This window comes from Sporosarcina pasteurii, assembly GCF_041295575.1.
In the GTDB taxonomy this organism is placed as follows: domain Bacteria; phylum Bacillota; class Bacilli; order Bacillales_A; family Planococcaceae; genus Sporosarcina; species Sporosarcina pasteurii.
The window spans coordinates 416318-429813 of sequence record NZ_CP160452.1 but is presented as its reverse complement, the minus strand read 5'-3'; the positions used below and the strand labels follow the sequence as shown (position 1 = coordinate 429813).

The following is a 13496-nucleotide window of genomic DNA, read 5'->3' as shown; positions in this document are numbered from 1 at the left end:
TGATTCCCCTTTATCAACTTTATTTTTTCTAACTTCAACACCTAGATGCGACAGGCGTTTCAGTTTTTATTATCTATTTCGTAAACTGCGCGGACGCCGCCGATAAGTTTCGGACGTGTCGTCGCAATTGTAACGACAGCTTCACCAATTTTTTCAATAGAAGTTCGTAACGGTACTGCAACTTTTTTCAAATGCATGCCAATCAGTGTTTGTCCAATATCGATCCCCGCTTGCGCTTGAATTTCTTCAACCACGATAGGATCTGTCATTTGCGCATAAGCATACGCTGACATAGAACCACCTGCATCAACAGTTGGAATGACTGTAACTGGTTCTAACTGATGATGTTTTGCAGCAACTCGTTCAATCGTGAGCGCTCGATTAATATGTTCACAACCCTGAAATGCAAGATAGAGTCCGTGCTCGTCCGCAAATTTCTTTAAAGGTCCATACAACATTTCACCGATTTCGAAAGCACCTGATGTACCCATTCGTTTTCCTGCAACTTCGGAAGTTGAACAACCGACGACGAAAAAGCCCCCGCGTTCGAATTCTGTTTGCTCAGCGATTTCGGATAACAGCTCTTCCAGCTGAAGTTTCCATAAATTTTGAGCTTCCACTTTTTCCCCTCCAACCGTTTCAGTTTTCTAGTTCATGTAGTTTCTCAAGACGACGAGCATGGCGGCCGCCTTCAAATTCTGTATTTAACCAAGTAGCTACAATTTCTCGCGCAAGTCCAGCACCAATGACACGTTCACCCATTGCAAGTACATTCGTATCATTATGTTCTCTTGTTGCTTTAGCAGTAAAGACATCATGCACGAGCGCACAGCGAACGCCTTTTACTTTATTTGCTGCGATGGACATACCAATACCCGTTCCGCAAATTAAAATGCCACGCTCAAATTGGCCAGATGCCACACCTTCACTAACAGGCGAAGCATAATCAGGATAGTCTACCGATTCATCTGTTTTGGGTCCAAAATCTTCATATTCTACTCCACGTTCTTCTAGTAACTGAATTATTTCTTGGCGCAATTTATTGCCGCCGTGATCTGAAGATATTGCAATTTTCATTGAGCTACCTTCTTTCTAATTTATTCATAATTGAGTCAATTCCACAATGAAGAGAATAGCCTTGAAACCCGAACAAAGTCATTCAACACGCTAAGAAGACGCTTTATGCGAACAATTGGCATCTAGATGCAACTTATTGACGCGCAAAAGGTATGAACCATGTTTAACTTGACTTCAATCATCAAATAAAAACACAACGCCAACGAACGATTGATTCAACTTAATAATAAACGTTCGGATTTAAATATGCAATCATGAAATTGATTAAATTCATTTTACCACTTACATCGTTAAAAAAACAGCCAGGGCTATTCTTGCTAATTGTACGCTTAGTGTATGTCTATTGTGCACTTAAATTTACGAGTGACTCGAGTCTTCATCCCCTTGTCAATTTACGTTCGAGGACCTCCATGAGTTTTGATAGTTCAGTAAACGTTTGATCATATGTATCAAGATTTCCACCAAACGGATCATAAACATCTTCATTTCCACCAAGCTCTAAAAAACCTTTTAACGTGTGGATTTTATTTATTTCGTCTGGAAAAAAAGTGCGCAGCATCCGTTTATGAGCGTCAGTCATTGTCAATATAAAATCCGCCCATGCAACATCATCCGCTGTAACGGATTTTGAAGTTGCAGTATAAGGCATGTCCGCTCTTTCAATCAGGGTTTTCGCATTTTCCGCAATCGGGATTCCATCCATCGCATGGATTCCAGCAGAACGTACATGGACATTTTTCATATTTTTTGACCGTAATATCGCTTCCGCCATCGGACTTCTACAAGTATTTCCAGTACAAATTAAATAAATATTCATATATATCCCCTTCTTTACTAGAATAACTGATTTTTATGAACATAGGCATTGTTAAATTCAACGAATGCACGACAAAATCCCCATGATAAGCAACGACACCCCTGCGAATTGCCTAATCCTATTCCCATTTTTAACCCCCAGTTTCTTTTGAAAATAAAGGGCTACAAGCGAGAAAACGAAAGCGAAAATTCCAGAGGCCATAATATATAGTAATTTATTTAACTGTAACATTCCGAATGTCACACTTACAGAAAAGGCATCTATACTGACAACAAGCGCAATAAACGCAGGGTGTAGCTTGATTATCGTCGATTGTTCATTATTATCTTGCAATAGCATATGTAGCCCAATAAGACTTAAAATTACGCCTGACAAGAGTACGCTCCAATCCGCAAAGATCGTTGCCGATAATTCTCCCATCATAAAACCAAGTAACGGGAGCATGATATTGAGAAATCCAGTCCACAAAGCAAGTACGAGTCTTCTCCCCTTCACGCGAAGCAAAACATAAACTACGATAATATCAAGCGTAGTAACACTCGCTGCAAACAACTCTTCCACAGTAAAACCTCCCTGCATAACGTCCATCTATCGTATGCAGAGAATTTTTCACATATTCTAGTTACACATCATATCGTCTACCATCCGCGGCTTTTAGTAGCCGGTTCATAAACGCTTCTCCGACCCCTTCCAAATTCGTCTCTACCGCAAGGATAAGATCCGCTTCCGTTGTATCGCACTGTCTAAGCGCTTTGTATAAATTCGCAGCCATCTCTTCTACATTCGTATTGGCGCCAATCGCGAAATACCAATCGGCTGCTGTCATGTTTAAATCATTCGGACCGATAACCGCCACTTTCTGACCTTCTTTTTGGATAGCCGTTACTGCTTCTTTAATTTTCTCCTGATTTGCTTCGATAATAAAAAGCGGTGCCTCTGGTGCATAGTGGGCATATTTCATCCCCGGCGAACGCGGAGCCTCTGCCGTTTTAAGTCCATGCGCAGTTTCAACAGGACCAATGACAGCTTCAATCATATCTTTGGTAATGCCACCGGGTCTTAAAATAACAGGAGGCGTTGAAGTCATATCGATTACCGTAGATTCAAGCCCTACCCCAGTTTGTCCACCATCCAAAATGAGTGGAATGCGTCCATTTAAATCTTTTTTAACATGCAGCGCTTCGGTCGGACTCGGCTTTCCACTCCGATTCGCACTTGGTGCAGCAAGCGGCAATTTCAATGTTTGAAGTAAACGAAGTGCCACTGGGTGGTCCGGCATACGAATACCAACCGTTGTTACACCTGGCGTAACGTTTGGCGCAACGATATGCGGAATTTGCTCGAACACCAATGTTAATGGACCTGGCCAGAAAGCTTTCATAAGCTGCTTTGCTTCTAATGAAATGCTTTTCGCATAATGCGCAACTTCTCCTTGCGTGCCGATATGTACAATCAATGGATTGTCTGAAGGTCGACCTTTCGCTTGAAATATTTTCTCAACCGCTTTTTCGTTGGTCGCTACCGCTCCCAAGCCATAGACAGTTTCAGTTGGAAAGGCAACAACTTCCCCGGCACTCAACATATCCACAGCTTGTTGATATTCTCGTTCGTTATCCATAGAGTTATCCACTATTGTGACGATCGTTTTCATTTAATAAATCCCCTTTATACACAATTCATGCGACTTATCCACAATTACCTGTGAGTAACTTTTATGAAAAGAGCCCTTTTATCCACTCCCATACAAAGAAAGTTACTTTTTCTTCCTCTTTTTCATTCTTCTCTTCTTTTTCCGGAAAACAGACATTTGGGAATAATGAACACCAGAAATTATCTCCACGCCCACTTCCAATTGTTAATATATATGCATCATACGACGCTTGTGGTTGAATATAAAACCCCGATCTTTTCGGCGGAATGATTGCATCTTTTCTTTCTAATGAAACCGTTTTATTTTGTACAATGTTATTCGCAATCGCAATAATTTCTGGTTCCAATTGCTTAAAGTTATCCACAAGCTCATCATTCGAATCTGATGTTGCGATTGCATTTTGAATAAGTGGTGCAATTTCTTGTTGAATTTCCTGCTTTTCTAATTGATCTTTTTCTGTATTTGAATGCGCTAAAATCCTAAATTGAATTGCTTCTTCACTAGGTCCACCAGTTAATAACATAATGGCGGATTGAAAAATAATCAGAATAAGTACAAATTCAAGGAATGCAATTATTTTATGTTTTGGTCGGTTGTTTTTTATAATCTCGTAATCTGGTAACATGTCTATCTCCTCCTACAAACATTGTTACCACCGATTACGAGTTTTATTCACGAATCTCACAAAATAGCATTCGATCTTTTCCATTAATATCTTTAACCGTCTCTATCACAGCATTTGGAAATGATTCGCTAAACAAATGATAAACAGCCCGTCCTTGCGCATGTCCAAATTCAACACCGATCAGACCAGGCTTGTTCATCAGTTTCGGAAGTTGCTCAGCTAGCTTCCGATAGCAATAAAGCCCATCTTCCTCCGCAAATAAAGCGCGATGTGGTTCATAGTCTAAAACTGTGTCCGTCATTTCAGAGGCTTCACTTCGCGCGATATAAGGTGGATTCGATAACACAACATCCCAAGTTTTATGTGCAAGTGGTTCAGTTAAATCACCTTGCTTAAAATCGATGGCCGCACCGAGTTCGGTTGCATTTTGCTTTGCCACTCGCAATGCTGATTCACTAATATCTGTTGCAGTTACTTCCAGCTGAGGGCTTTCCAATTTCATCGTAATTGCGATTGCTCCACTCCCAGTACCAATATCGGCAACAGTGGGGTTTGATTCTCCGAATAGCTTTTTCATTCGCTTTAGCGCTTCTACAATTAACTCTTCCGTTTCCGGACGTGGAATCAATACATTTTCATTAACCTGAAACGTTCTTCCGTAGAAAACTTCATGACCGATTACATATTGAACAGGTTTCCCTTCTAGCAACTCATCAACTTTCTGCCAAAAGCGATGATGTTGCTCCTCAGTAAGATATGTTCTCATATTGGCTAAAAGCGATGCGTGGGAGAATCCTGTGATATGTTCCATTAAAAATCTGATTGCTCCTGCATCTAACCCTTTTTCCTCCAATAAAGAAAAAGCCCTATGTTGGGCCTCATAAATACGTTCAGTCATTTGTGTTCAAACTTTCCAAACGATGTGCTTGATCTTCAATAATGAGCGCATCAATGATTTCATCGAGACTACCGTCAATTATTTGATCAAGCTTTTGAATGGTTAATCCGATGCGGTGATCTGTAACACGGTTTTGCGGGTAGTTATACGTTCGAATTCTTTCCGAGCGATCCCCTGTTCCAACCGCAGACTTACGGGTCGCGGCATATTCTGCTTGCGCCTCTTGTTGTGCTGCATCATAGACACGCGCTTTTAAGACTTTCATCGCTTTTTCACGATTTTTAATTTGTGATTTCTCATCCTGCATGGAGACAACAATTCCCGTTGGCAAGTGGGTAATACGAACAGCAGAGTCTGTTGTGTTTACGTGCTGACCACCTGCACCACTTGAACGATACGTATCAATTTTTAAATCTTCTCGAAGAATTTCAATGTCGACATCTTCCGCTTCCGGTAAACAAGCCACCGTAGCCGTTGACGTATGCGTTCTGCCACCTGACTCAGTTTCAGGAACTCTTTGAACACGGTGCGCGCCGTTTTCAAATTTTAATCTTGAATAAGCACCATTCCCGGTAATCATGAAAATAATTTCTTTAAAACCGCCTAATTCAGTCGGCGATGAATCAATGACTTCTATCTTCCAGTTGTTCATTTCCGCATAGCGACTGTACATTCTATAGAGATTCCCCGCAAATAAAGCCGCTTCATCTCCTCCGGCAGCACCCCGAACTTCCATGATGACGTTTTTATCATCATTCGGGTCTTTCGGAATGAGTAAAATTCTGAGCTTTTCTTCTAACGGTTCAATTTGTTCTTCGAGTTCTGAAATCTCAAGCGTCACAAGTTCTTTCATTTCATCATCCAGTGACTCTTCAAGTAAACTTTTTGCACTATCTCGCTCTTCAATCACTCTTTTATATTCACGGAATACATCAACCGTCTCCTGTAAACCTGATTGTTCCTTTGAATAATCGCGAAGTTTTGTTGCATCACTCACGACATCCGGATCACTCAACAATTCATTCAATTGTTCATATCGATCTTCTACAATTTGAAGTCGTTCAAACATAGTAGGCACCTCATTCTAACACTGATTTGTATGTTTATTGTACGGTAATTTCACGAGTAAATACAGTTTTTTCTCTGTTATGACGGAAATGATGGATTTCCGCTGTAGATTTTTCTGGGTAGGTTGTGTACTTTTGCGAAAGCGTTGCATTCTTTCGAATTAACGTGACTTAACTTCCAAGTTCGCGCATTGCCACTAAAAATCAAAAACCCATTCACTTAATCGAATGGGCGGCATGCGTTTATTTATTTAGCGTAGCTGCGACGGATACGCCATTTGGGACTTCGTGATGTTTGCGGCATCTTGCTTCGTATGCCTCGGAAGCGCCAACTAGGATGACTGGGTCATCATAACCAGCTGGAACACCATTAATCAGTCGCTGGGTTCGACTTGCGGGCGACCCGCAGACTGTGCATACGGCTTGTAATTTCGTGACGAGTTCGGCGACTGCCATGAGTCGAGGCATCGGACCAAATGGTTCTCCGCGGAAATCTTGATCGAGCCCCGCGAGGATGACACGGTATCCTTCATCGGCAAGTTCCATGACCGTTTCAACGATTTCATCATCAAAAAATTGCGCTTCATCTATCGCGATGATGTCATATCCTTCTTTGTTGAATTCTTTAATATGGGCTGAACTTGCAACAGGAATGGCGATCACTTTCGTTCCATTATGGCTCACTACCGCTTCATTGCTATATCGATTATCGATTTCTGGTTTAAATACGGCAATTTGTTGTTTGGCAAATTGCGCGCGCTTAATTCGACGGATAAGTTCTTCTGACTTCCCAGAAAACATACTTCCGCAAATAACTTCAATCCATCCTCCTTGAACTGTTGCGTACATCCTGCTCTCACCTTTCCTAAAAATAATATGTAAATGCATATTTGCATAATAAAATCCAATTAATATTGTAAGCGAATGGGTGACATGGCATAGTTTTTCGGGCATCAATTTACATGCGTACCAAAAACGCTACCTATTCTTTGCAATAAAACGACACTAAACATCTACTTCGGTTAATCCTCACAAAGAAAGGATGTGTAAGCAGCACAATTCTACACACTCTATTTCCCATTTTGACAATGAACAGAAAATACCCGCCTGGTGCTCTTCACACCTAGACGGGTATTTTCATTGAAGCTATTATTCTTCGTCGCGTCCTTCTTCTTTGAGGCCATATTTTTTGTTGAAACGGTCGACACGGCCGTCCGCTGCAGCAAATTTTTGGCGTCCAGTGTAGAATGGGTGACATTCTGAACAAACTTCAACACGGATGTCCTCTTTTACAGAACCTGTTTCAAATGTGTTTCCACATGAACAAGATACTGTTGCTTGTTTGTAATCTGGATGAATTCCTGCCTTCATCAATCTCGCTCCTCTCGCTCTGAACCATCTGGAACAGAATTTTTTATAAGACTGATGCCTTACACGACCCGAATAAGCCAGCCGTATATGCAGCAGATCGTTTTTACGATACCTCAAAAATTATAACAAATTCGCCTCTAATGTGCAACCTTTGGATTGGATTTGGTTTATCCATTTCATGTTAGTTCACTCATTCCACGCGTTTCTAACCTAAAAAAAGCGCAACTAACTCAAATTAGAGTAATCGCGCTTTTCTTTTATAATAAACCTTTACCGTTACGATGTGCTTTCATTTCGGAATTTAGTTTTTCGAAAAACTCTTCATTCGTTTTAGCTTGGCGTAACTTCTTCAAGAAACGCTCCACAAAGTCAGGTGCGTCGGAAAATGTTTTTCGAATGGCCCATAGTTTATCAAGCTGTTCTTTCGGAAGGAGTAACTCTTCTTTTCTTGTACCAGATCGACGGATATCGAGTGCTGGGAATATACGGCGCTCAGAAAGATGACGGTCTAAGTGAAGTTCTTGGTTTCCAGTCCCCTTAAACTCTTCATAAATGACTTCATCCATTCGAGATCCCGTTTCAACGAGTGCTGTCGCTAAGATTGTTAAACTTCCACCCTCTTCTAAATTACGTGCTGCACCGAAGAATCGTTTAGGTCGGTGGAATGCAGCTGGGTCAATTCCCCCTGATAACGTTCGACCACTTGGAGGAATGACAAGGTTGTAAGCACGCGCAAGCCTCGTAATGGAATCCATTAAAATGACGACATCTTTTTTATGTTCAACGAGTCGCATCGCACGTTCCAAAACAAGTTCAGCTACTTTAATATGATTTTCTGGTAGTTCATCAAATGTTGAACTGACGACATCCGCTTTAACTGACCTTTCGATATCAGTCACTTCTTCAGGTCGTTCATCAATAAGTAATACGATAAGTTCTGTTTCAGGATGGTTGGTTGTAATTGAGTTGGCAATTTCTTTTAATAGCATTGTTTTACCTGCTTTAGGCGGGGCAACAATTAGTCCACGTTGGCCGAAACCAACTGGAGCAACGAGGTCCATAATTCTAGTAGATAGTTTTGTTGGACTTGTTTCTAATTTAATTTGACGGTCCGGATAAAGCGGTGTTAGCGCTGGGAAATGAACTCGATTTCGCGCATCATCGGGGTTCTCTCCGTTGACTGCTTCAACTTGTAATAAACCGTAGTAACGTTCCGATTCTTTTGGAGGTCTTACTTTCCCTGCAACCCTGTCCCCATTTCTTAAGTCAAAACGGCGGATTTGAGATGCGGAAATATAAATGTCCTCGGAACTCGAAGAATAATTGATTGGACGTAAAAATCCGTATCCTTCTGATTGAATAATTTCTAGCACGCCGTCCATAAAGAAGAATCCTTCTTGTTCAGCGCGCTGTTTCAAAATTGCAAATATAAGCTCTTTCTTCGTCATTTTAGCATAATAGGATATTTTAAATTGTCGCGCATGCTCATATAACTCCTTTAAAGTCATATTTTCTAGCGCTGACATTGTTAATGTTGTCATTTTTTGGCACCACTCTTTTATTTTATGAGGTAATACATCTGTGAATCAATTTCAAATTATATTCATTGTACGAAACAACTTCACGCTTCATGCTTCGTATCTTCTTAGTAGCATCCTCTTCACAAAGACAAGATAAATGAAACTTGTACATTCTTACTAGAAAATAAACATCTAATTGTAATTAATGATCGTCCCAACACGAAAAACGCGTTTGAATCATTAATTATAATCTCTCTATGTGAATGTTCGGATATTTTTAATATGACTAGCCATAATGAAATGAACTCACGAGGTTTTGTTGAATAGTTAAGGGTAAGCAACGTAGCAATGCACAGATACCTTCTGTCACAAAAAGATTTCATAACAGAAGGCTGTGCAGGATTATTTTTATTCTTGCATAACAAGTAGAGGTTTTTTCTTCATACTGTGGCGCCCTTCCACAAATCGAATTGTACCTGATTTGGAACGCATTACGAGCGAGTGTGTTTCACTGTATGCGCCTGTGAATCTCACGCCTCGAAGTAATTCTCCGTCTGTTACACCAGTTGCGGCGAATATGGCGTCGTCGCCTTTTACAAAGTCATCCATGTATAGCACTTGATTCACATCAATGCCCATCTTCTTACATCTTTCTACTTCAGCATCATTTGACGGTACAAGTCTTCCTTGAATTTCTCCGCCAAGACATTTTAATCCAACCGCAGAGATAACGCCTTCCGGTGCCCCGCCAAGTCCGAATAAAATATCGACACCCGTTTCACCAAATGCCGTGTTTATCGCACCGGCAACATCACCGTCGTTAATTAATTTAATACGCGCACCAGTCTGACGAATTTCTTCGATGATTTTTTCATGACGCGGACGATTCAATACAGTAGCGACAACGTCTTCAATATCTTTGTTTTTCGCTTTGGCAACCGCTTGTAAATTTTCTTTAATCGATGCATCGATGTGTACTTTCCCGACGGCTTCAGGGCCGACCGCGATTTTATCCATATACATATCCGGAGCATGAAGCAAATTCCCTCGGTCTGCAATTGCTAGCACAGCCAATGCGTTCCACCCGCCGGAAGCAACAATACTTGTTCCCTCTAATGGATCTACCGCAACGTCAACTGCTGGGCCATTTCCCATGCCGAGTTCTTCTCCGATGTACAACATTGGCGCTTCATCCATTTCCCCTTCACCAATGACAACGGTTCCTTCCATCGGAATTGTATCAAAAACCATCCGCATTGCTGCAGTCGCTGCTCCGTCCGCTTCATTTTTCAATCCGCGTCCCATCCATCTCGCAGCCGCAACACCTGCCGCTTCGGTAACTCGGACTAATTCCATCGATAAACTGCGTTCCATGTATATGTTCCTCCCGTATTTTGGATACATTCACAAACTATGACTTTCTATATTTTGTCATAGATATTTAATGGGGGATAGTAGTCTATTCCCTAACTGTTGCTTCTTCTGTAATAATTTCTTTACGGATATCTGCACCAATACCACGTAATTTCTTGATTAATGAGCTATAGCCTCGCTCAATGTGTTGAATTTCCCTAATTTCAGTCTCACCGTCTGCTAGCAACCCAGCTAGAACAAGCGCTGCACCTGCACGCAAATCAGTTGCCCGAACACTTGCAGCTTGTAACTCACTAGGGCCCGTAATGATTCCCGTTTGCCCTTCAACCCGAGCCGTTGCATTCATTCTACCGATTTCGTCAATTTGTTTAAATCTTGCAGAATAAATTGTATCCGTAATGACGGACGTGCCAGTCGCTTGCGTTAATAACACCGAAAAAGGTTGCTGTAAGTCGGTCGGAAAACCAGGGTATACAAGAGTTTTCACATCCACGCTATGTAACGCTTCTGCTTTCGGGATAATCACACGCTCGTCTTCTTCAATTACTTCTACACCCATTTCTCGAAGCTTAGCCGTCAGCGTCTCAACGTGAAAAGGGATTACATTATCTATCGTTACGCCATCGCCAACAGCAGCGGCCATAATCATAAACGTGCCCGCTTCAATACGGTCAGGAATAATCGTATGTCGGGTGCCATGTAATTCTTCTACACCTTCAATCCGAATGATGTTGGTGCCAGCACCTTTAATATTCGCGCCCATATTGGACAATAAAGTAGCTACATCAATAATTTCTGGTTCTTTTGCCGCATTTTCAATCGTTGTTGTTCCTTTGGCTAAAACAGCGGCGAGCATAATATTAATTGTTGCACCAACACTTGCAAAGTCTAAATAAATTTTTGCACCGCGCAATTCTTTCGCACGTAAATAAATTGCACCGTGCTCATTCGTTACTTTTGCACCAAGTGCTTCAAATCCTTTTATATGCTGATCAATCGGTCGCGGTCCTAAATGACAGCCGCCCGGAAGTCCGATAACAGCATTTTTAAATCTCCCAAGCATTGCACCCATTAAATAATAAGATGCGCGCAGTTTCTTCACATTTCCATTTGGCATCGGCATAGAGACAATATTGGATGGATCAATTGTCATTTCCCCGTTTTCAAATGTAACAATCCCACCTACATCTTCAAGTAGCGATTGTAAAGTTAGGACATCTGAAATCTCAGGCAAACCTTCAATTGTCACTGGAGTATTTGCCAAAATCGAAGCAGGAATTAAAGCCACTGCACTATTTTTAGCACCACTCACTTTAACAGTCCCTTGTAACCGTTTTCCACCTTTGATTTTATAGACTTCCATGTCCTTTAAACTCACTTGCTTTTTCTACCTTCCCAATCCGCAAGGAATGCTTCGATCCCTTTATCTGTTAATGGATGGTTAAATAATTGTTTTAATACATTAAAAGGTGTCGTTGCGATATGCGCTCCGTGAAGTGCCGCATCCGTAATATGAAGTGGATTACGAATTGAAGCTGCAATAATTTCAGTTTTAATATTATGATGAACAAAGATGTCCGCAATTGTGCTCACTAGCGTCATGCCATCTTGTCCAATATCATCTAATCTTCCAAGGAATGGAGAGACGTATGTAGCGCCTGCACGTGCAGCCAATAGTGCTTGGTTTGCACTGAAAATTAACGTAACATTTGTTTTAATGCCTTCTTTTGAAAATACCGAACAAGCCTTTAACCCTTCTGGCGTCATTGGTAATTTAACCGTAATATTCGGTGCGATTGCCGCAAGTTCGCGACCTTCTTTAATCATACCTTCTGCGTCTAATGCGATAACCTCCGCACTCACTGAACCGTCTACAAGCTCCGTAATTTCACGCAATCTATCATGAAAAGGAACATCTTCTTTTGCAACTAACGAAGGATTCGTTGTCACACCTGAGATTACTCCCCAACTGTGCGCCTCTTTAATTTCTTCAAAATTAGCCGTATCTATAAAAAACTTCATACCTTTTTCCTCCTAATTAATAAAAAATAGCCTAGCCGTCAAATCAAGATGCTTGCCTAATAAACTTGGGCGCCACCTTAACTTGTAAAACTGGATCACACCTGAAATACTGCTTCAGGAATATTCTTGAAATAAAAACAAAAGGAAAGAGGTTATTCCATCCCAATGATTATTCTTTTCTATATCTCAAAATTTATGCTTTTTGCGAACTACCAAATTCGCGCATTTTACCAATTACTGTTGCTTTAATTGCCTCTCTCATCGGCGCTAAGTATTTACGTGGGTCATAAACCTCAGTATCTTCAGCTAAAACTTGACGAACTGCTTTAGTTCCTTCGATTTGGTTTTCAGTATTTACGTTAATTTTTGCTGTCCCAAGAGAAATGGCACGTTGAATATCTTTTAATGGAATACCTGTCCCACCATGCAAAACAAGCGGAAGATCTGATTGACTTGAAATGATTTCCATTTCCTCAAATCCAAGATTCGGTTCGCCTTTATAAGGACCGTGAACTGAACCTAGTGCTGGTGCAAGACAGTCGATGTTTGTTTGTTCAACTAACACTTTACACTCAGCTGGGTCTGCGTAAATCACTTTATCCGCAATCACGTCGTCTTCTTGTCCACCAACAACACCTAATTCAGCTTCAACAGAAACACCGTGCGCATGTGCATATTCTACAACTTTTTTGGTAATTTCAATGTTTTCTTCTAATGGCTTTGAAGAAGCGTCAATCATGACTGAAGAGAAACCTGCATCAATTGCTTCTTTACATTTTTCAAAGCTTGAACCGTGGTCTAAGTGAATCGCTACAGGAACTGTTGTCCCGAAATCATGCATTAAACCTTTTACCATATTGACAACTGTTGTAAAGCCACCCATGTAGCGGGCTGCTCCCTCGGAAACGCCTAAAATTACAGGGGATTTCTCTTCTTCAGCCGCTTGTAAAATCGCTTGTGTATACTCCAAGTTATTTAAGTTGAATTGACCGATTGCATAGCCTTCTTTTTTCCCTTTAATCATCATTTCTTTCATTGAGACAAGTGACATATCGTATTCCTCCTCTGAGTGGT

15 protein-coding genes are annotated in these 13496 nt (G+C 41.1%); all 15 read right to left on the bottom strand.

Features of this window, described 5'->3' with window-relative positions; translation table 11 throughout:
* Positions 1–59 precede the first annotated feature (59 nt).
* Positions 60–620: a TIGR01440 family protein gene (locus tag AB1H92_RS02035; protein WP_115359932.1), complete on the bottom strand. Its 561-nt coding sequence runs from the start codon at positions 618–620 to the stop codon at positions 60–62.
* A 19-nt stretch (positions 621–639) separates the two neighbouring features.
* On the bottom strand, positions 640–1077 hold the full coding sequence (gene rpiB / locus AB1H92_RS02030; RefSeq protein ID WP_115359931.1) for a ribose 5-phosphate isomerase B: 438 nt from the start codon (positions 1075–1077) through the stop codon (positions 640–642).
* A gap of 376 nt (positions 1078–1453) precedes the next feature.
* Complete coding sequence (locus AB1H92_RS02025) at positions 1454–1894, bottom strand: low molecular weight protein arginine phosphatase (RefSeq protein ID WP_115359930.1); 441 nt, start codon at positions 1892–1894, stop codon at positions 1454–1456.
* Positions 1895–1951: 57 nt separating this feature from the next.
* Positions 1952–2455, bottom strand: a complete 504-nt coding sequence (locus AB1H92_RS02020) for a manganese efflux pump (protein ID WP_166739558.1) — start codon at positions 2453–2455, stop codon at positions 1952–1954.
* 61 nt (positions 2456–2516) lie between these two features.
* A complete protein-coding gene (locus tag AB1H92_RS02015) occupies positions 2517–3545 on the bottom strand; it encodes an L-threonylcarbamoyladenylate synthase (protein WP_115359928.1) in 1029 nt (342 codons plus the stop codon).
* 61 nt (positions 3546–3606) lie between these two features.
* Positions 3607–4170, bottom strand: a complete 564-nt coding sequence (locus AB1H92_RS02010) for a stage II sporulation protein R (RefSeq protein WP_115359927.1) — start codon at positions 4168–4170, stop codon at positions 3607–3609.
* A 43-nt stretch (positions 4171–4213) separates the two neighbouring features.
* Entirely contained in the window at positions 4214–5068 is an 855-nt protein-coding gene (gene prmC / locus AB1H92_RS02005) for a peptide chain release factor N(5)-glutamine methyltransferase (RefSeq protein ID WP_115359926.1), read from the bottom strand.
* Positions 5061–6137, bottom strand: a complete 1077-nt coding sequence (gene prfA / locus AB1H92_RS02000; protein ID WP_115359925.1) for a peptide chain release factor 1 — start codon at positions 6135–6137, stop codon at positions 5061–5063. Before prfA ends, prmC begins: the two co-directional genes overlap by 8 nt.
* Before the next feature lie 241 nt (positions 6138–6378).
* A complete protein-coding gene (locus tag AB1H92_RS01995) occupies positions 6379–6984 on the bottom strand; it encodes a thymidine kinase (RefSeq protein ID WP_115359924.1) in 606 nt (201 codons plus the stop codon).
* 300 nt (positions 6985–7284) lie between these two features.
* Positions 7285–7506 (bottom strand): 50S ribosomal protein L31, encoded by a 222-nt coding sequence (rpmE, locus tag AB1H92_RS01990; protein ID WP_115359923.1) that lies wholly within the window; start codon positions 7504–7506, stop codon positions 7285–7287.
* Positions 7507–7763: 257 nt separating this feature from the next.
* Positions 7764–9047 carry a transcription termination factor Rho gene (gene rho, locus AB1H92_RS01985; protein ID WP_115359922.1) on the bottom strand — a complete coding sequence of 428 codons (1284 nt, stop codon included), beginning with the start codon at positions 9045–9047 and terminating at the stop codon, positions 7764–7766.
* 387 nt (positions 9048–9434) lie between these two features.
* On the bottom strand, positions 9435–10400 hold the full coding sequence (gene glpX, locus AB1H92_RS01980; protein WP_115359921.1) for a class II fructose-bisphosphatase: 966 nt from the start codon (positions 10398–10400) through the stop codon (positions 9435–9437).
* A gap of 85 nt (positions 10401–10485) precedes the next feature.
* Positions 10486–11763, bottom strand: a complete 1278-nt coding sequence (locus AB1H92_RS01975) for a UDP-N-acetylglucosamine 1-carboxyvinyltransferase (protein WP_115364005.1) — start codon at positions 11761–11763, stop codon at positions 10486–10488.
* Positions 11764–11774: 11 nt separating this feature from the next.
* The gene (gene fsa, locus AB1H92_RS01970) at positions 11775–12422 is read right to left on the bottom strand and encodes a fructose-6-phosphate aldolase (RefSeq protein WP_115359920.1); all 648 of its coding nucleotides are present in this window, start codon (positions 12420–12422) and stop codon (positions 11775–11777) included.
* A 193-nt stretch (positions 12423–12615) separates the two neighbouring features.
* Positions 12616–13473, bottom strand: a complete 858-nt coding sequence (locus AB1H92_RS01965) for a class II fructose-bisphosphate aldolase (protein ID WP_115359919.1) — start codon at positions 13471–13473, stop codon at positions 12616–12618.
* Positions 13474–13496 lie beyond the last annotated feature (23 nt).

Bases quoted from the DNA above. Each gene is read 5' to 3' on its own strand.
- prmC (WP_115359926.1), bottom strand. From the start codon at position 5,068: ATGACTGAACGTATTTATGAGGCCCAACATAGGGCTTTTTCTTTATTG.
- AB1H92_RS01975 (WP_115364005.1), bottom strand. From the start codon at position 11,763: ATGGAAGTCTATAAAATCAAAGGTGGAAAACGGTTACAAGGGACTGTT.
- prfA (WP_115359925.1), bottom strand. From the start codon at position 6,137: ATGTTTGAACGACTTCAAATTGTAGAAGATCGATATGAACAATTGAAT.
- rho (WP_115359922.1), bottom strand. From the start codon at position 9,047: ATGACAACATTAACAATGTCAGCGCTAGAAAATATGACTTTAAAGGAG.
- AB1H92_RS01995 (WP_115359924.1), bottom strand. From the start codon at position 6,984: ATGTACGCAACAGTTCAAGGAGGATGGATTGAAGTTATTTGCGGAAGT.
- AB1H92_RS02015 (WP_115359928.1), bottom strand. From the start codon at position 3,545: ATGAAAACGATCGTCACAATAGTGGATAACTCTATGGATAACGAACGA.
- AB1H92_RS02025 (WP_115359930.1), bottom strand. From the start codon at position 1,894: ATGAATATTTATTTAATTTGTACTGGAAATACTTGTAGAAGTCCGATG.
- rpmE (WP_115359923.1), bottom strand. From the start codon at position 7,506: ATGAAGGCAGGAATTCATCCAGATTACAAACAAGCAACAGTATCTTGT.
- fsa (WP_115359920.1), bottom strand. From the start codon at position 12,422: ATGAAGTTTTTTATAGATACGGCTAATTTTGAAGAAATTAAAGAGGCG.
- rpiB (WP_115359931.1), bottom strand. From the start codon at position 1,077: ATGAAAATTGCAATATCTTCAGATCACGGCGGCAATAAATTGCGCCAA.
- AB1H92_RS02010 (WP_115359927.1), bottom strand. From the start codon at position 4,170: ATGTTACCAGATTACGAGATTATAAAAAACAACCGACCAAAACATAAA.
- glpX (WP_115359921.1), bottom strand. From the start codon at position 10,400: ATGGAACGCAGTTTATCGATGGAATTAGTCCGAGTTACCGAAGCGGCA.
- AB1H92_RS01965 (WP_115359919.1), bottom strand. From the start codon at position 13,473: ATGTCACTTGTCTCAATGAAAGAAATGATGATTAAAGGGAAAAAAGAA.